The organism is Blautia glucerasea (assembly GCF_013304385.1).
Classification (GTDB): Bacteria; Bacillota; Clostridia; order Lachnospirales; family Lachnospiraceae; genus Blautia_A; species Blautia_A ammoniilytica.
In genome coordinates this window covers 1-16,853 of sequence record NZ_JAAITU010000001.1, presented here as the reverse complement: position 1 = coordinate 16,853, position 16,853 = coordinate 1, and the positions used below count along the sequence as shown (strand labels likewise).

The 16,853-nt window shown below is 41.3% G+C and carries 14 protein-coding genes; 7 read left to right on the top strand and 7 right to left on the bottom strand.

Annotated features, from left to right (window positions below; translation table 11 throughout):
- Window positions 1-17: 17 nt before the first annotated feature.
- The 6 genes from G5B11_RS00075 to G5B11_RS00050 all read right to left on the bottom strand — a co-directional run bounded on the left by G5B11_RS00075 (window position 18) and on the right by G5B11_RS00050 (window position 9,102).
- Entirely contained in the window at window positions 18-1,865 is a 1,848-nt protein-coding gene (locus G5B11_RS00075; RefSeq protein ID WP_173726407.1) for an ATP-dependent helicase, read from the bottom strand.
- A 15-nt stretch (window positions 1,866-1,880) separates the two neighbouring features.
- Complete coding sequence (gene gltX, locus G5B11_RS00070) at window positions 1,881-3,347, bottom strand: glutamate--tRNA ligase (protein ID WP_173726406.1); 1,467 nt, start codon at window positions 3,345-3,347, stop codon at window positions 1,881-1,883.
- Between the two features lie 108 nt (window positions 3,348-3,455).
- On the bottom strand, window positions 3,456-4,199 hold the full coding sequence (locus tag G5B11_RS00065) for an SIR2 family NAD-dependent protein deacylase (RefSeq protein ID WP_173726405.1): 744 nt from the start codon (window positions 4,197-4,199) through the stop codon (window positions 3,456-3,458).
- A 229-nt stretch (window positions 4,200-4,428) separates the two neighbouring features.
- Window positions 4,429-4,662 carry an acyl carrier protein gene (acpP, locus tag G5B11_RS00060; protein WP_158420577.1) on the bottom strand — a complete coding sequence of 78 codons (234 nt, stop codon included), beginning with the start codon at window positions 4,660-4,662 and terminating at the stop codon, window positions 4,429-4,431.
- A 73-nt stretch (window positions 4,663-4,735) separates the two neighbouring features.
- Window positions 4,736-5,938: an FtsW/RodA/SpoVE family cell cycle protein gene (locus G5B11_RS00055; RefSeq protein ID WP_173726563.1), complete on the bottom strand. Its 1,203-nt coding sequence runs from the start codon at window positions 5,936-5,938 to the stop codon at window positions 4,736-4,738.
- Between the two features lie 122 nt (window positions 5,939-6,060).
- On the bottom strand, window positions 6,061-9,102 hold the full coding sequence (locus tag G5B11_RS00050) for a hypothetical protein (protein ID WP_173726404.1): 3,042 nt from the start codon (window positions 9,100-9,102) through the stop codon (window positions 6,061-6,063).
- A 329-nt stretch (window positions 9,103-9,431) separates the two neighbouring features.
- Between G5B11_RS00050 and G5B11_RS00045 the strand changes: the two genes are divergently transcribed.
- The 7 genes from G5B11_RS00045 (at window position 9,432) to G5B11_RS00015 (ending at window position 15,450) form a co-directional block, all read left to right on the top strand.
- Window positions 9,432-10,058: a TetR/AcrR family transcriptional regulator gene (locus G5B11_RS00045; RefSeq protein ID WP_173726403.1), complete on the top strand. Its 627-nt coding sequence runs from the start codon at window positions 9,432-9,434 to the stop codon at window positions 10,056-10,058.
- Entirely contained in the window at window positions 10,055-10,804 is a 750-nt protein-coding gene (locus G5B11_RS00040) for a nitroreductase family protein (protein WP_173726402.1), read from the top strand. The genes G5B11_RS00045 and G5B11_RS00040 overlap by 4 nt, the downstream gene beginning before the upstream one ends.
- Before the next feature lie 202 nt (window positions 10,805-11,006).
- On the top strand, window positions 11,007-11,339 hold the full coding sequence (locus G5B11_RS19375) for a spore coat associated protein CotJA (RefSeq protein WP_317258452.1): 333 nt from the start codon (window positions 11,007-11,009) through the stop codon (window positions 11,337-11,339).
- Window positions 11,336-11,611: a spore coat protein CotJB gene (locus G5B11_RS00030; protein ID WP_173726401.1), complete on the top strand. Its 276-nt coding sequence runs from the start codon at window positions 11,336-11,338 to the stop codon at window positions 11,609-11,611. Before G5B11_RS19375 ends, G5B11_RS00030 begins: the two co-directional genes overlap by 4 nt.
- Before the next feature lie 6 nt (window positions 11,612-11,617).
- Window positions 11,618-12,250 (top strand): manganese catalase family protein, encoded by a 633-nt coding sequence (locus tag G5B11_RS00025; protein ID WP_173726400.1) that lies wholly within the window; start codon window positions 11,618-11,620, stop codon window positions 12,248-12,250.
- Between the two features lie 386 nt (window positions 12,251-12,636).
- On the top strand, window positions 12,637-13,995 hold the full coding sequence (trkA, locus tag G5B11_RS00020; protein ID WP_158421554.1) for a Trk system potassium transporter TrkA: 1,359 nt from the start codon (window positions 12,637-12,639) through the stop codon (window positions 13,993-13,995).
- 15 nt (window positions 13,996-14,010) lie between these two features.
- Window positions 14,011-15,450 (top strand): TrkH family potassium uptake protein, encoded by a 1,440-nt coding sequence (locus tag G5B11_RS00015; protein ID WP_158421555.1) that lies wholly within the window; start codon window positions 14,011-14,013, stop codon window positions 15,448-15,450.
- A gap of 268 nt (window positions 15,451-15,718) precedes the next feature.
- Here G5B11_RS00015 and G5B11_RS00010 read toward each other — a convergent pair whose 3' ends face one another.
- Window positions 15,719-16,630, bottom strand: a complete 912-nt coding sequence (locus G5B11_RS00010; RefSeq protein ID WP_158421556.1) for a radical SAM protein — start codon at window positions 16,628-16,630, stop codon at window positions 15,719-15,721.
- Window positions 16,631-16,853: the final 223 nt, after the last annotated feature.

Below are 16,853 nucleotides of genomic sequence, written 5' to 3'. Positions count from 1 at the left end.
ATGCAGGTCTTTTGCTTTTAGTACCTGCTTTTCTCCTCCAAAAATCCTGCCTCGGCCAGGAATCTGGATGGCTGTCTTTCTTTTTCAAACTGCCTTCGTACATAACACAAAGTCAGTTCCTTTCTCGCTCTGGTAAGCCCTACATAAAAAAGCCGCCTTTCCTCTTCTACAGCTTCTTCCAACACTGCTTTTTTATAAGGCATACTGTCCTCATTCACGTTCATAATTAATACACGGTCATACTCAAGTCCCTTTACCCTGTGAAGGGTGGATAATGTAACACCTTCTTTTTTCCGATCCTGTTTTCTTGCCTGCTCCCTCAGCTTTTCCGTGTATGCTTCCATATACTCTTTCCACTCGTCCAGGTTTTTCATCTGCATGGCAGTTTCCTGGATCCGGTCTGCCGCTTCCATGAATTCTTCCGGCCGGAGCTTTCGAAATGCCGCAAAATCCTGCAGATATTCATCATACTTCATCCCTTTTCGGATAAAATTCACAGCTGCATAAGGAGGCAAGGTTTTCAGTATGCGAAGATGGGTTTCCAGAGTTGTGATCCTGTCACACATCCAGTCTTTATCTTTATAATATGCCTTCAGCTTTTGAAAATCTATATCAGGGGCTTCCAGCGCATCCCTTGCAATATACCGGTTAGGCCTGTTCATAACCTGCAGAAAGTTTTTACGGCTAAGATCTCCTTTTGCCATTTCCTGATAAGTAAGAAAATCACGGCAGATCCAGTGTCTGAACAGGTTAGGAAGCTGTTCTTTCATGGTAAATGGGATCTGATATTCCATCAGAATCCCTACAAGCATCTCTGCTTCCTGATTTGTCCTGAAAAGTATTGCTGTGTCTTCCAGATTTTCTCCTTTTTCCAACCGTTTCTTCAGTTCTGCAGCTAAAGTAAGATAAGCTTCTCTTGGATTTTGAAATTCCCTGATCCCTACCGGTCTGCCGGATTCATTTGGTGTTGTCAGCTTTTTTGCAAACCGTTTCCGGTTATTTCCGATCAACTGCATTGCAGCAGAAAGAATATTGCCGCTGCACCGGTAATTTACATCAAGAAGCACCTGGTCAGCCTTTGGATAATCCTTCTTAAAATTTAGCATGATCTCAGGCCTAGCACCACGGAAGTGATAAATTGACTGGTCATCATCTCCTACAATAAAAAGATTGTCTTCTGGCCTTGCCAGCATCCGTACAATATCGTATTGAAGATGGTTAATATCCTGAAACTCATCAACCATAATGTAACGAAATTTCTTCTGCCATGCCTTAAGGATATCCTGCCTTTGTATAAACAATTCATAGCAGTACAGAAGCATATCATCAAAATCCAGTTTTCGTTTTGCCTGAAGTTTTTTCTTATACCCCTGATAGATCTGTCGGAATACTTCATCTGGACAGCTGGAAGAATAGTAATGCTCCGGAGAAATCCGGTTTCCCTTGATCACACTGATCTCCTTTGCAATATCCTCCAGAAAGTCCCCCTCTCCAGACATATCTTCTCCGTATTCCAGAACCAGTTCTTTTAAGATTCCGTATTTTTCTTCTTCTGTAAGTATATTTCCCGGACCAAGCCCATATGCCTGCTTTAAAATGCCGTAAAACACCCCGTGAAAAGTGCCAAAAGTAACCTGGCTTTTTGTAATGCCCATAAATTCCAGAAAGCGTTCCTGCATTTCTTTTGCAGCAGCCCTGGAAAAGGTCACAACAAGTATGGAAGATGGAGATATCCCCTTCTCCCTGACCATATACGCTGTTCGTTCTACAATCACTGAGGTTTTCCCCGAACCGGGGCCTGCCAGAACCATCATAGGTCCTGACAGGTGGGCGATCGCCCGTTGTTGAGATAGATTTCTTTTCATTCTTTTTTCAGAAGATCATACCTGTGCTGTAACGCTGCTAAGCTTTTCAATGGCAGCCTTTACTCTTTTCAAGGTTTCTTCCTTGCCGATAATCTCCATGATCTCGGTAGCTCCGGCTGGTGTCATCTGCTTTCCAGAAACAGCAGTACGCAGCGGCCACATCACATAACCATTCTTATAGCCTTTTTCTTTTACGAATGCACTTAAAGCTTCATACAGAGGATCATTGGTATATTCCTCCTGTGCCTCCAATACTGGCAGAACCTCCTGTAATACCAAAAGTGAAGATTCTTCTGTTGTTTTCATTTTTTTGTGACGGTACATGGAAGCATCATACTCCGGCACGCTCTCAAAGAAATCGATCAGTTCCGGAATATCCAGGAATACTTCGATCCTTGTCTGTACCATTCCTGCGATCCTGTGGAAATCAAAATCTTTGGTCAGCACCTGTTTCATATAAGGAAGTGCTTTCTCATAGAATACTTCCGGATCCATTTTCTTGATATACTCTCCGTTCATCCAGCGAAGCTTGCCCATATCAAATACTGCCGGAGATTTGTTAATATGATGATAATCAAACTTCTCGATCAGCTCCTGTAAGGAGAAGATCTCTTCGTTATCCTGAGGACTCCATCCAAGAAGTGCCACATAATTCACAATTGCCTCTGATACAAAGCCTGCATCCAGAAGATCCTCATAAGAGGAATGCCCTGAACGCTTGGAAAGCTTCGCATGTGTTTCGTCTGTAATCAGCGGACAGTGTACATAAACCGGGATCTCCCAGCCAAAGGCTTCATAAATCCTGTTGTACTTTGGTGCTGAAGAAAGGTATTCATTTCCTCTTACCACATGGGTGATCCCCATCAGATGATCATCTACTACATTTGCAAAATTGTAGGTAGGATATCCGTCAGACTTGATCAGGATCAAATCCTCCAGTTCTTCATTATTTACAGTAATATCTCCATAGATTACATCGTGAAACGTGGTGGTGCCTTCTGTAGGCATATTGAAACGGATCACATGAGGCTCTCCTGCTGCCAGACGGCGCTCCACCTCTTCTTTTGAAAGCCGTAGACACCGTTTGTCATAAATGGAAATCTCCTTATCGGCTACTACACGTTTCATGTTTTCCAGTTCTTCTTTTTTGCAGAAACAATAATATGCATCGCCCTGCTCTACCAGCTGCTGTGCATATTTTAAATACAGTCCTGATGCCTGTCGCTCACTTTGTACATAAGGGCCTACACCCCCATCCTTATCAGGTCCTTCATCATGAAGAAGCCCTGTTTTTTTCAAGGTGCGGTAAATAATATCTACAGCTCCTTCCACATATCTTTCCTGGTCTGTATCCTCTATTCTTAAAATAAAGTCACCACCCTCATGTTTTGCGATCAGGTATGCATATAATGCGGTTCTTAAATTACCCACATGCATCCTTCCTGTAGGGCTTGGTGCAAATCTGGTACGAATCTTACTCATGTTTTTTCTCCTGTTTTCTTAATGATATTGTAACCGCCTGACACTGTGGCTATTTATGCATGCCAAACAGTTACACAATATTCCGAAAATGCCTTCCGGCATCTTAAATTATACTCCCAAATGCTTCAGAATGTCCATAGGATTTCCGTGAATCACAAGGTCTGCCCGATTATCTGCAAAGTGCTCACGGTCATTTACCAGAACAAGTTCATTTCCCTGGAAATACCGAAGGAACGTATTTGTTAGGGATGCTTTCAGATTACAGCCCAATACCAGCAGTGTATCTGCCTTACGCACTTCCTCTGCTGCCAGTGAGATCAGCCCATTATCAACGATCTCTCCTACCATAGACACTCCCGGGCGTATCACAGATCCGCAGTCTTCGCATACCGGAACCCCCTTGGAATCACGGATATACTCCAGCGGATACTCCCTGCCGCAATGGGGACATGTATTCTTATATACACTACCATGGAGTTCATATACATTCTGGCATCCTGCCCGTCTGGCAAGCGAAAAAATATCTCTCGTGATGATACACTTCAGCTTCCCTGCATCCTCCAGTCTTTTCAAACAGTACAGTCCTTCGTCCATAGTACCCAGATTACTGATCATATCCTTCTTATAGAACTGGTAAAACTGTTCTACCCTTGTATTGAAAAAAGTCACATTGAACATCTCATCAGGAGAATACCCGTATTTTGCCTCAATATCATAAGCATCCTCCTCATTACGGTAATTTGTGCAGCCACAGCCAGAGCCGATACCAACACCAAATAGGCATACCATGTATTTGCTCCTGTCAACTACATTTCTCAGGAAACCAATCTTTTCTTCGTATGAACCATTCATAAAATTACCTCCCTGCTTCCAGGATCTGTCTTCTCATTGCTGCGTCCTTATTATAACCAGAGAAGTATCATTTTTCAATTAGCGAACCTGCAAAAAAGTTTCCTGTCACCAGGCTTTTTTTATGCTTTGTGTAATATGATCATTACTGTGTAATAGGAGCATTATAGAGTAATTGCCTGTTACACAAAAATTCTCCCTGAAGCCTTACGCCTCGGGGAGATTAAATAAATTACGCATCCACGCCTCTGTCTTTAAGATATTCTATCACATCGCCTACAGTATTCAGATCATTCAGCTCTTCTGCAGGAATCTCAAGATTGTATTCATCTTCCAGTGCCATCACCAGTTCAAACAGATCCAGTGAATCTGCTCCCAGATCATCCTTAAAAGAGGTATCAGCAGTAATTGTCTCTGCCTCGCAGTTCAGCTGCTCAGCGATCATTTCTCTCATTCTTTCTAACATTTCTTTGTCTCCTTTAAAAGATATTGCCTTTAGCATGGAGTATATAATCTGTGATAGTATATGTCAAGACTTTTTACATGATAAATTCCGGTTCCAGAAACCTGATCTTTCTGGCCACGCTAAGGGCCAGTCCCATCTCTATCATAAGGAACATAATGGAAGTTCCCCCATAGCTGATAAAAGGCAGCGTAACTCCTGTATTCGGCATCAGATTCAGCACAACTGCAATATTAAAGATAACCTGCAATGCAATATGTATAAAAATGCCTGTTACAAGAAGACTTCCGAAAAGATCCGGTGCATTCTGTGCAATGAAAAACAGACGATACAAAAGATATCCGAACAGGACCAATACCAGTAAAGCCCCAAAAAGCCCCAGTTCCTCGCAGATAATGGAAAAAATCATATCATTCTGAGCCTCAGGTACACTCCCCAGCTTCTGAATACTGTTACCAAGGCCACGTCCGAAAATCCCACCAGATCCAATGGCATAAAGTGCCTGAAGTGTTTGATACCCATCACCGCTGGCATAATCCTCAGGATGCAGCCATACAAGAATACGTCGGATACGGAAGCTTGAACTGGTCTCCAATGTTTTTGAAAGGATCATTACACCAATCACTGCAAGTGCAGCAATAAGGGCAAGGCCGATCATAAACGGCCGTGTCTTGGGATGTGCAACAAAAATCAGACCTGCTGTAATACAAAAAATAATAATGGCTGTACTTAAGTTACTGGTGAGTACATAGGCAGCCAGGCCCTGCAGACCTCCAAGTCCTGCCAGAACCATACAGGCCTTTAAAGTTTTAACAGTTTTGCCCATCTGTACGATCATATAGGACAGGCACACGATCACTGCGATCTTGGCTACTTCTGCCGGCTGGAACTGCGGAAGAGAGCCAATCTGGATCCATCTTTTAGCACCATGTGATTCATGCCCAAGAGACGTCTTAACAAGCCCCATCAAAAGGATGGCAGCTCCATAAAGAGGCATGGTCAATTTGATAAGCAGATGATAATCCAGCATAGAAATCCCGATAGCCATCACAATACAGCCCACACTGATCAATGCCTGCTTCTTAAAATAAAACATGTCATCATTATAATTCATTTGTGCTATATAAGAACTGGTGCTATACAGCATGATCAGTCCAAAACAGATCAGAAGAATGATCACTGCAACCAGACTGTAATCATAATAATCCGCTCTTTTTTTTCGCCGCACAGAAGACCTGCTGCGCCTGCCTGCCTTTGTACCTGCTTTTGATTGTTCCATAAGATCACCCTTTACATACAAAACGGGGGCTGTCGCAGAACGCATCCTGCGGCAGCCTCTTCTTTAAATTTCCTTTATTATAGCAGAATCTTTTTTTTTAGGCAATGCATATAACAACTAGATTATTCAGCATCTGGTGCATCAATGGATGCGGTTTCGATAATGAATTTAACATTTCCGTTCATGGAAGAATCCTTTCCTGAATAGGAATCATAAGAAACCTCATCCGACTGGATTGCTTCCAGACGATCCAGGATATCCTGCAGATCTTTATCCACCATATCTTTCAGCTTAGTGATACCCTCATCATAAAATTCCTTCTGTCCATCTTTCAGTTCTTCTGCACCGTCCTTCAGTTCACCAATACCATCCTGAACCTGATCACTTCCATCCTTCAGATCAGCAGCGCCCTCAGATAAGGTACCGATACCGCCTGTAAGCTCCTGGGCTCCACTGTTCAGCTTGCTGCTGTTTGCACTAAGCTGTCCTGCTCCACTGCTTAAAGTACCACTGTTAGCAAGAAGCTGTCCTGCTCCGCTGTACAGTGCTCCACTATTAGATGCAAGAAGGCTTACACCACTTTGAAGCTTTCCGGTTGCCTTATTAATCTGTTTTGTTCCGTCAGTCAGGGTCTTCTTTGCATCCTGTAATGCTTTTGCTCCCTTAAGAAGCTGTGTTGCATTTGCATCATCTTTCCCCTGAAGCTGTGTGATACCCGCATTCACTTCCTGGCTTTTCTGCAGCAAAGTGTCTGCTCCTGCAAGAAGCTTTTCTGTGTCAGCCTTTACAAGAGTATCATATCCTGTTTGCAGATTGGTATTGCCTTCTGTAAGATCTTTCACACCGGCATTTAATTTTGCTACATCTGCCGATACAGAAGAAAGATCTCCTGCTTTGGTAAGAAGACCACCCAGTGCACTGACGCCTGACTCTACAGCCGATGCCTGTGCCGTAATGCCTGCTGCTCCGGCACTTAATTTAGCAGCATCTGTACTATTCTTCAGTCCCTGTGCCTCTGTTGCCAGTGTATCAATACCTGTCTCCAGAGTTTTCAGCTTATCCAGCTGTGATGTCATGTTCTCAAGACCAAGTCCTGAAATAGTTGTCTGGGCATCAGATATCTTCTTGTTCAGATTACCTGCTTCTGTACTCAGCTGACCTGCCAGTTCTGCTACTGTAGATGCAGCAGCATTGGCAGATGTGGTCTGGGCATTGGCAGAATTAACAGCTTCATTTGCACTTGCAGCTACTGCCTGGGCATTTTGATCTACAGCGCCAAGATTGGTCTGTGCACTTCCAACACTGCCACTAATTCCACTTAAAATAGCATTCAGATTGGCCTTAGTCGCCTCGTCCATCTCAGCTCCAGCAAGAGCACTTTGCAGACTAGCAATCTGCGTCTGTGCATTTCCCAGATCCTGGCTGACAGCTGCTGTGCTGGCCGTTACTGATTGTGTATCTACAGTAGCGGCAGACTGACCTGCTGCACCAGATGCGGAAAGCTGGCTTGCTGCATCAGCCATTACCTTGGCAGCTTTACCGCTTTCTGTCATTACGTCTGTCAATGTGCTTTGTACAGTTCCAATTGCTTTTTTTGCAGTATCTGCAGTGGTGCCAAGTCCTGCACTCTGTTGCTGCAGATTCGCCAGATTATCTGCAACAACACCTGCATTATTCATGTAGTTTGTAGTTCCTGCCGCAACCCCAGCTGCACCAGATACATAAGTTTCCAATCCCTGGATCATTGCCTGTGGATTTTCAAGCTTTGCCACATCCTCTGCAACACTGTTTAACAGCTGTGCTGCATTCGTAATGCCCTGTACTGCTGTATTAATTCCAGGTACCAGCTGTCCGATTCCCTGTACCAGCTGTTTGATACCGCCTACATAAGCCTTTGTTCCATTTGCGAGGGTATCCACGCCTTCTGTATATTGTGAAACCCCTTTTGTAAGTGTCTGTGCTCCATTAACATAAGCAGTTACACCTGAAGCCAGCTGATTACCACCCTTTACATAAGCATTCACACCTTTTGTAAGTGTTTTTATGCCTTTTGCATAGTCTCCCATATTATCGTTTACAGTATCCACACCTTTTGTATACTTCTGTACACCGCTTGCCAATGTGTTCGTTCCCTTGGTATACTGCTGTACACCGCTTGCCAGTGTATCTGCACCAGATGTATAAGAACTGATGCCATCAGAAAGTGTACCAGCCCCCTCTGACAGTTCTCCTACTCCATCCTGCAAAGTAGAAATACCATCTGCAAACTCTTTGTATTTCTCATCCAGTGTATCAACTCCATCGAACAGATCACTTGTTCCATCTACCAGCTTCAATGCTGCTTCATCAAGATCGTTCAGGTTATCCTTTAATTCATCCAGATCTTCATTGTCACTGAAATCAAAATCCTTAAGAAGATCAGTAAGCGCAACGGTATAAGTAGATTTTACCGGACAATTTGTTACGTCTGCTTCCATTGTAAAGCTTTCCGGAATATTAATCTTGTCAGACAGATCACTGGACAGATCCAGGCTTTCCTTTAATCCAGGAATTGCCACACCTACAACCATTTCTTTATCTCCATCAGAGATAACCTTTCCATTATCTACAGTTACATTCGTATAATTATCACCAGGAAGGATCATGCCGGTCATCATAACAAAAGGTGAATAAATATCAACATCTTTGTCATCAATCTTTTTTGTCTGTTTTGCATTATTAGTATAAGTTACTTCCATACGAAGATGTCCTGTCTTGCCGGCCAGTTCTTCAGGCTTAATTTCTGTGCCATCCAAATAGTATTTAATAGACACGGAAACCGGCAGATCTTTATCTGATTTACCCTGATAATAAATATCATCGCCATCTGTATTCCAGGTCACATTCTCTCCATCCTGCTGGAAAGTCTCATCACCCTTTACATTTTTAATATCTGACAGATCAGAAGTATCTGTAAGTTCGCCCTTTGTCGTTCCTGAATTCTTCAGCCAGTCAGATACAGTTACATCCGTAACTGCTCCATCTGCACCTGCATTTACATATACTGTTTCTTCTTTGCTAATCTGATCACCTGTTTCCTGTGCAGCCATTACAGTTCCTGCAGTAAGTACAGCTGCCATTCCTGCTGCTACGGTTACTGTTGCAATTCTTCTATTACGATTCATGATTCTACAACTTCCTTTCTGTTTTGTTTCTGCTAATCACTTTGTCTTTATCTGCCTTTATAATTTTTATGACCAACGGTCATGTTTTAATCTATGGAATGTTATATAACAAAAATGACCAATAGTCAATATCTTTTTCTCCAATATTTTCCCTTATGTTTATTGACTTTTAGTCATTATTGTTTAAAATAAGGATAAGGGCACTTGCTAACAGCTTAAATTCATAACAACTGATAGTATTTTGCCGCTTACTACCTGTACAGGTGGAATTCATCTCAAACCTAATATACTTTGTTCCCTCCATATCTGCCGATCCAGGAGGTTTTTTTATGAGTAAACTGGAATCAAATAAGAAAAAAAAGAAAAACGCATTGTATACCACAGCTTTTGATCTTTTCACCACAAAAGGAATTGCAAAGACTACGATTTCAGATATCGTAGAAAGCGCTGGTGTTGCGAAAGGTACCTTCTATCTTTATTTTAAAGATAAATATGATATCCGCAACAAACTGATCTCTCACAAAACCGGAGAGCTTTTTTACGATGCACATGAAGCACTTCTTCAGGCACACCTTACAGATTTTAATGACCAGATTCATTTTATTGTAGATTATATCCTTACACAGCTTGAAAAGGATCATAACCTTCTTGTTTTCATTTCCAAAAATCTGGCATGGGGAATTTTTAAAGGAGCCTTTGAAGAAAAAGTAACAACCGAAACCGATGAAGACTATCATTTTTATCAGTCTTTTCTTAATCTGCTTGCTTTAAGCGGCAGGACATTTCGCTCTCCGGAGCTTGTCCTCTTTACGATCATCGAACTGGTAGGATCTACCTGCTATAGCTGTATCCTGTATTCTCAGCCAGTTACTCTGGAGGAATATAAGCCATATCTTCATGATTCAATTGATGCTCTTCTTAATACTTTTTCAGAAAAAGGAGATGTCTGTCCATGAACGAAATCATAAAAGCTCTTTATTCCCGAAAATCCGTTCGTGTATTTACAGATCAGCCAGTTTCCCAAAAGGAAAAAGAGCTGATCTTAAATGCAGCTCTGCAGGCTCCCTCTGCAGGTTGCCAGCTTTTGTACACCATCCTGGATATCACAGATCAAGCAAAAAAAGAACGGCTTTCCTTTCTTTGCGATCATCAGACATTTATTGCCAATGCACCTGTTGTTCTGATTTTTTGTGCAGATTGCCGCAAATGGCTGTCTTTCTATAGAGAAGCCGGACTTATCCCAAGAGATCCAGGACCTGGAGATCTTTTCCTTTCTATTGAGGATGCGCTCATTGCTGCTCAAAATACAGTAACTGCTGCCCAAAGCCTGGGCCTTGGCTCCTGTTATATTGGTGATATTATGGAAAATGCCGAGGATGTAAAAGCCCTGCTTAATATCCCAGAATATGTATATCCTGCATGCATGCTTGTTCTTGGTTATCCAACTGCACAGCAGCAGACCAGGCCAAAGCCTGATCGTTTTTCCCTTTCCCATATGGTATGTGAAAACGGATATCAGGATAAAACAAGTGAAGAAATTCAGGATATGTTCACTGGTCATACCGGCGCCAAAAATTATCAGGACTGGATGTCTGCTTTTTGCACACGTAAATATGAATCCGATTTTTCCAGGGAAATGAACCGTTCTGCTAAAATTTACCTGAAAGATTTTATGGATCAGTCTTTGAAAGAAAGCAATTAAAATTATTAATCATATTCATCTCATCATATTCATCAGCAATCAGCCAATGCAGCTGTGCCAGAAGAAGCTGTTCACTACCATCTTTTTTCGTTCCATATCTGTCTTTCCTGAAGTATGACCATTCTGTTGCTTAATAACCATTTTTCATGTTTTCTCATAAGCTATATGGTAACCGTTGTTATTATTCAGAAAGGACATCTATATGGAACGAAATTCTTCTATGCGTCCCTGCTGTCGTCCCTACCAGCGAACCTGCGGAATGATGAACCAGACGCCTATGCCCATTCACTCAGATGATTCCAACAATAATTTCTGTTCAAATACACCTTCATTCAAAAAATCCTGCCCTATGCCCAAACCTTCAGAAAACATTTGTGAAATGTTTCAGCATCTTCAACATCTTCCAGTTACAATGGCTTATGTTCCTGATCAACAAATGTCTTCTGTTTATGAACCAGGGTATGCTTTACAAGCAGGTACCATTTTCCCACAACTTTGCAAACCATTTTGCGGAAAGAGAGGTGGCTGCAGATGAATTGTTCTAAAAATCAAGACAGATCCAGGCTTTTAAACAAAATTAACGAAAACAGTTTTACTGTAAACGATATTCTTCTTTATCTGGATACCCATCCTCATGACCAGAAAGCTCTTTCTTATTACCAAGAGGCAGTTTCATGTCGTAAAAATTTAATGGCAGAATATGCTCGGACCTACGGCCCCCTCACAGTAGATGATGCTTCTATGGACACCAGCACTGTCTGGAACTGGATGGATCAGCCATTCCCATGGGAAAAGGAAGGAGTGTGAGCAAGTATGTGGAATTATGAAAAAAGACTACAGTACCCTGTAAACATTACCACACCAAATGCTAAGGCTGCGCAGTATATCATGAGTCAATATGGTGGCCCGGATGGAGAAATTGGTGCATCACTTAGATATTTGTCCCAGCGCTTTACAATGCCAAATCGAATGGCAACAGCCGTTTTAAACGACATTGGAACTGAAGAACTGGCCCATTTAGAAATGGTCTCCACCATCGTTCATCAGCTCACTCGAGATCTTACTATGGAAGAAATCGAAAAGTACGGTTTAGGAGCATATTATATTGACCATACCGTAGGCATATGGCCGCAAGCAGCTGGTGGAATCCCTTTTAATGCTTGCGAATTTCAAAGTAAAGGAGATCCTATCACCGATCTTTTTGAAGACCTTGCAGCGGAACAAAAAGCACGCGCCACATATGACAACATTCTTCGCGTTGTAGGTAACACGCCGGAAATCGCAAATCCGATTCGGTTTCTTCGTGCAAGAGAAGTAGTGCATTTTCAGCGTTTTGGTGAAGCACTTCGTTCCATTCAAGAAAACCTGGATGCAAAAAATTTCTATGCATTTAATCCAAGCTTTGACAACCCTTGTACTGCTTCATGTAAGGAATGCAATTCATAAATCAGGATACTTCGTTATATCTTATTCTTATTTTAAACAGCATCGCACCTGCGGTGCTGTTTGCTTTGATGCACTCATTCTCAAAATTATATTCAAGAATGCCTCGGCATTCTTGCTGCGAGGTGCGCGTCATGCAATTGCATGACATATTTCTCCTGCGCACCTCTGCAATCCTGCCGGAGGCTATATCAGCTGGGGGATTGACTCCCTCCACTGATACCAGCTTGTTGCTCACCACCTATAGAGGTGGGAGTCATCTCCCAGCTGATATACTGTTATATACTACCCGACTTATAAAAATACGGTTTCAAAACCACAGCAACAGTGATATAATAAAGTGGGTATTTTCAATATATCATATTACATGATACAAATATGGAGGAATTATGCAAATCATTATTGTTGGATGCGGCAAAGTAGGACGCACCCTTGCTGAACAATTACAAGAAGAAGATACAGACCTAACACTGATCGATATTTCTGCTGACAAGATCAACTCAATATCTGATGATATTGATGCATTGTATGTGATTGGTAATGGAGCCAGCATTAATACCCTGATGGAAGCAGGTATTGAAACAGCCGATCTTCTTATCGCTGTTACGGCTTCTGATGAATTAAATCTTCTTTGTTGCCTAATTGCCCAGAAAACCGGACATTGCCACACCATTGCCCGTGTACGTAATCCTATCTACAGTGATGAGATCAGCTTCATTAAAGAACGTCTCGGTGTTACCATGATCATTAATCCGGAATTAGCTGCAGCCCAAGAAATCTACAGACTGCTGCGCTTTCCTTCAGCCATCAAGATTGATACCTTTGCACGTGGCCGCGTAGAACTTCTGAAATTCAAAGTCCTTCCAGAATTTGGACTAGACGGAATGCAGATTTCACGTTTTGCTGATACATTTCGCTGTGATATCCTGATATGTGCTATTGAAAGCCGTTCAGGCATGGCCATTCCCGGAGGTAATCATGTGATTCATGATGGAGACATGGTATCCATACTGGCAACTCCTCAAAATGCAGCCATGTTTTTCAAAAAGATTGGTTTAAAAACACATCAGGTAAAAAATACTATCATTGTAGGTGGTGGCACTATTTCCTATTATTTGGCTAAAGCACTACTTTCTATGAAGATCAATGTAAAAATTATTGAGCAGAACAAAGAACGTTGTGAAGTACTCAGTGACCTTTTACCCAATGCCACGATCATCAATGGAGACGGGACATCAAAGCCACTTCTTATGTCAGAAGGACTTGCTGATGTGGAATCCTTTGTAGCACTTACCAATTTTGATGAAGAAAATGTATTTCTGTCTCTTTTTGCTAAAAGTATTTCTGATGGGAAGCTTGTAGCAAAAGTAAACCGTCTGGCATTTGATGATGTAATAGATTCCCTCGAAATCGGCAGTGTGATCTATCCCAAATATATCACAGCGGATCATATTCTACAGTATGTTCGCGCTATGCGAAATTCCATTGGCAGTAATGTAGAAACTCTTTATCATATCCTGGATGGTAAAGCCGAAGCCCTGGAATTTGTGATCCGTGAAAATTGTCCTGTTTTAGGCAAGACTCTGTCTGAACTGAATCTTAAAAAGAATCTTCTTGTAGGCTGTCTTCATCGAAACGGCATGGTTCGTATTCCAAGAGGTCAAGATACGATCCAGATTGGTGATACTGTAATCATTGTAACAACTAATAAAGGTCTCTGCGATATCAGTGACATCCTGGATCGGTAAAGGAGTACAGCTGTTATGAATTATTCAATCATTGCTTACATTATCGGTTCTATTCTGAAGCTGGAGGCCGTTTTTATGCTGCTTCCCTGCATCACAGCACTGATCTATCAAGAGCAGTCCGGATTTGCATTTCTGATCACAATGGTCATCTGTCTGATCATTGGTTTCTTGCTTACTATAAAAAAGACAGGAAATAAAGTGTTCCATGCAAAAGAAGGCTTTGTTACAGTAGCTCTAAGCTGGCTGATTCTTAGTATTGCAGGTGCCGCTCCCTTTGTTATAAGTGGAAGCATTCCGGATCCTGTAGATGCATTGTTTGAAACAGTTTCCGGTTTTACAACAACAGGATCCAGTATTCTTTCTGATGTGGAAGCTTTATCCCATTGTATGCTTTTCTGGAGAAGTTTTACACACTGGATCGGTGGCATGGGCGTACTTGTATTTATACTATGCCTGCTCCCTTTAACCGGAGGATATCATATGAACCTTATGAAAGCGGAAAGCCCTGGTCCTTCCGTAAACCGTCTGGTTCCCAAAGTACAGTCTACTGCCAAAATCCTTTATACTATTTACCTTGGCATGACACTGTTACAGATTCTTCTTTTACTGATTGGTAAAATGCCATTATTTGATACCTTATGTATTACCTTTGGAACTGCAGGTACAGGAGGTTTTGGCATAAAAAACAGCAGTATAGCTGGCTATAGTACTTACATCCAGGTGATTGTTACCATTTTCATGATCCTGTTTGGTATTAACTTTAATGTGTATTTCTTACTCCTCACACGCAAATTTACGCAGGCTTTCAAACACGAAGAAGTAAGATATTATCTAGGGATCATTGCATTTTCTACTATTATAATTGCCCTGAACACAAAACATCTGTTTCAGAACATAGGCACTGCATTTCAACAGTCAGCTTTCCAAGTGGGTTCAATTATAACCACAACCGGATATAGCACTACTGATTTTAATCAATGGCCTGCCCTGTCGAAAACTATTTTGGTTTTACTTATGTTTATCGGCGCCTGTGCTGGAAGTACCGGTGGTGGCTTCAAGGTATCCCGACTTATCATATTGTGTAAAACTGCCCGTAAAGAATTAACCCTTTGTCTACATCCCAATGCAGTCAAAAAGGTCAAAATGGACGGAAAAGCAATCCCTCATGAAGTGGTACGAACTACCAATATTTTTCTTTTCGTCTATGTGTTAGTTTTTGGATTATCTGTTTTGCTGATCAGCATAGATAATTTTGATCTGACTACGAATTTTACTGCAGTGGCAGCAACCTTTAATAATATCGGTCCAGGCCTGGAAATGGTTGGCCCAACGCAGAACTTTGGATTGTTTTCCCATTTTTCCAAATGTGTACTTATTTTTGATATGTTAGCAGGAAGACTTGAGATTTTCCCTCTTCTTATTCTCTTTAAAAAAGATACCTGGAAAAAATTCTGATTAGCTTGTACTACGTGCAGAAATCTACCAAATGACAATACTCAGAAAGAATGACTACGATGGTGATGTGATAAAAAAATTTTTTCATGGTTTTAAAAAATTCTAATTATTCATATTTTGTTCATATCGACGTCATTATATAGACATATCTTTAATGTATATTGATATTCGTAGAAAGCATTATGTCTTTCTTAATTTAATATTTTTCTTTTTCATACGCGCCGGTACGAAAGTACCGGCCTCCTTCCATTTATAAGATCTTTTTTTATTATACCCCTTCATAATCAAAATCTGGAATAAAGCTTTCTTTTGCTGTATCACCTTCCTGAAAGAATCCATTACTTATTCCCAATTCCAACGCAGCATTTAATACTTTTTCATATTCTCTTACAGTTACTTTTCGATTCAACTCTTTATATTTTTCCTGTTTGAACACGGGTGTATATTGATTCATAATACTGATAAATATATGATCTCCATATGTTTTTTTCAGATACTCCATCACTTTTATGGCATTTTTTGTATGCCCTGGCAATATTAAATGCCTGACCATTGTACCCCGGATCATATACCCATCTCTGTCAAACACGCAGTCACCAGTCTGTCTGACCATCTCTTTTAATGCCAGCTTAGCTGTTGTTGGATATTCTGGTGCATTGGAATAATCTGCTGCAAGTTCTTCCTCTGCATACTTAAAGTCCGGCAGATATACATCCACATACCCTTCCAGACTTCTTATTGTAGAAATACTTTCATATCCGCTGGAATTATATACTACTGGCAAATGAAATCCCTTATCCCTGGCTTTTTCCAATGCCTCTATGACCTGCGGAACATATTGCGTGGCTGTTACAAGATTGATATTTGCTGCACCTTTTTGTTCCAGTTCCAGAAAAATATCAGCTAAACGATTTACTGTAATTATTTTTCCACTTTTTCCAATAGCAATGTTATGATTCTGGCAAAAACAACATCGCAATCCGCAACCTGTGAAAAATACTGCTCCAGAACCTTTCTTTCCTGAAATACAAGGCTCTTCCCACATATGCAAAGCAGCCCTGGCCACTCTCACTTGATCATCCATCCCACAATATCCGGTTTTCCCATGTATACGATCCACGCCACACTTCCTTGGGCATAACCTGCATGACGTCAATGTTTTGATTCTGTCTTCTACCATATTTTCCTCTTTCTTTATTAAACAGAAGTAACAGGTGAGGGTACTAAACAATTACAAACTAACTAATTTTTATATACAAAAAAAGCAATGAACCAAGTCCACTGCTCAAATGCTTTTGTACCTTCAAAACCACATACATGCTGACATCCTTTGGAATCGTGAAATCCTGCTTTTTGGTCAAGCCCTCGACCGATTAGTACTGGTCAACTCCGTACATTACTGC

Excerpts from the sequence above, each read along its gene's own strand:
- G5B11_RS00075 (WP_173726407.1), bottom strand. The coding sequence starts at position 1,865 with ATGAAAAGAAATCTATCTCAACAACGGGCGATCGCCCACCTGTCAGGA.
- gltX (WP_173726406.1), bottom strand. The coding sequence starts at position 3,347 with ATGAGTAAGATTCGTACCAGATTTGCACCAAGCCCTACAGGAAGGATG.
- G5B11_RS00065 (WP_173726405.1), bottom strand. The coding sequence starts at position 4,199 with ATGAATGGTTCATACGAAGAAAAGATTGGTTTCCTGAGAAATGTAGTT.
- acpP (WP_158420577.1), bottom strand. The coding sequence starts at position 4,662 with ATGTTAGAAAGAATGAGAGAAATGATCGCTGAGCAGCTGAACTGCGAG.
- G5B11_RS00055 (WP_173726563.1), bottom strand. The coding sequence starts at position 5,938 with ATGGAACAATCAAAAGCAGGTACAAAGGCAGGCAGGCGCAGCAGGTCT.
- G5B11_RS00050 (WP_173726404.1), bottom strand. The coding sequence starts at position 9,102 with ATGAATCGTAATAGAAGAATTGCAACAGTAACCGTAGCAGCAGGAATG.
- G5B11_RS00045 (WP_173726403.1), top strand. The coding sequence starts at position 9,432 with ATGAGTAAACTGGAATCAAATAAGAAAAAAAAGAAAAACGCATTGTAT.
- G5B11_RS00040 (WP_173726402.1), top strand. The coding sequence starts at position 10,055 with ATGAACGAAATCATAAAAGCTCTTTATTCCCGAAAATCCGTTCGTGTA.
- G5B11_RS19375 (WP_317258452.1), top strand. The coding sequence starts at position 11,007 with ATGGAACGAAATTCTTCTATGCGTCCCTGCTGTCGTCCCTACCAGCGA.
- G5B11_RS00030 (WP_173726401.1), top strand. The coding sequence starts at position 11,336 with ATGAATTGTTCTAAAAATCAAGACAGATCCAGGCTTTTAAACAAAATT.
- G5B11_RS00025 (WP_173726400.1), top strand. The coding sequence starts at position 11,618 with ATGTGGAATTATGAAAAAAGACTACAGTACCCTGTAAACATTACCACA.
- trkA (WP_158421554.1), top strand. The coding sequence starts at position 12,637 with ATGCAAATCATTATTGTTGGATGCGGCAAAGTAGGACGCACCCTTGCT.
- G5B11_RS00015 (WP_158421555.1), top strand. The coding sequence starts at position 14,011 with ATGAATTATTCAATCATTGCTTACATTATCGGTTCTATTCTGAAGCTG.
- G5B11_RS00010 (WP_158421556.1), bottom strand. The coding sequence starts at position 16,630 with ATGGTAGAAGACAGAATCAAAACATTGACGTCATGCAGGTTATGCCCA.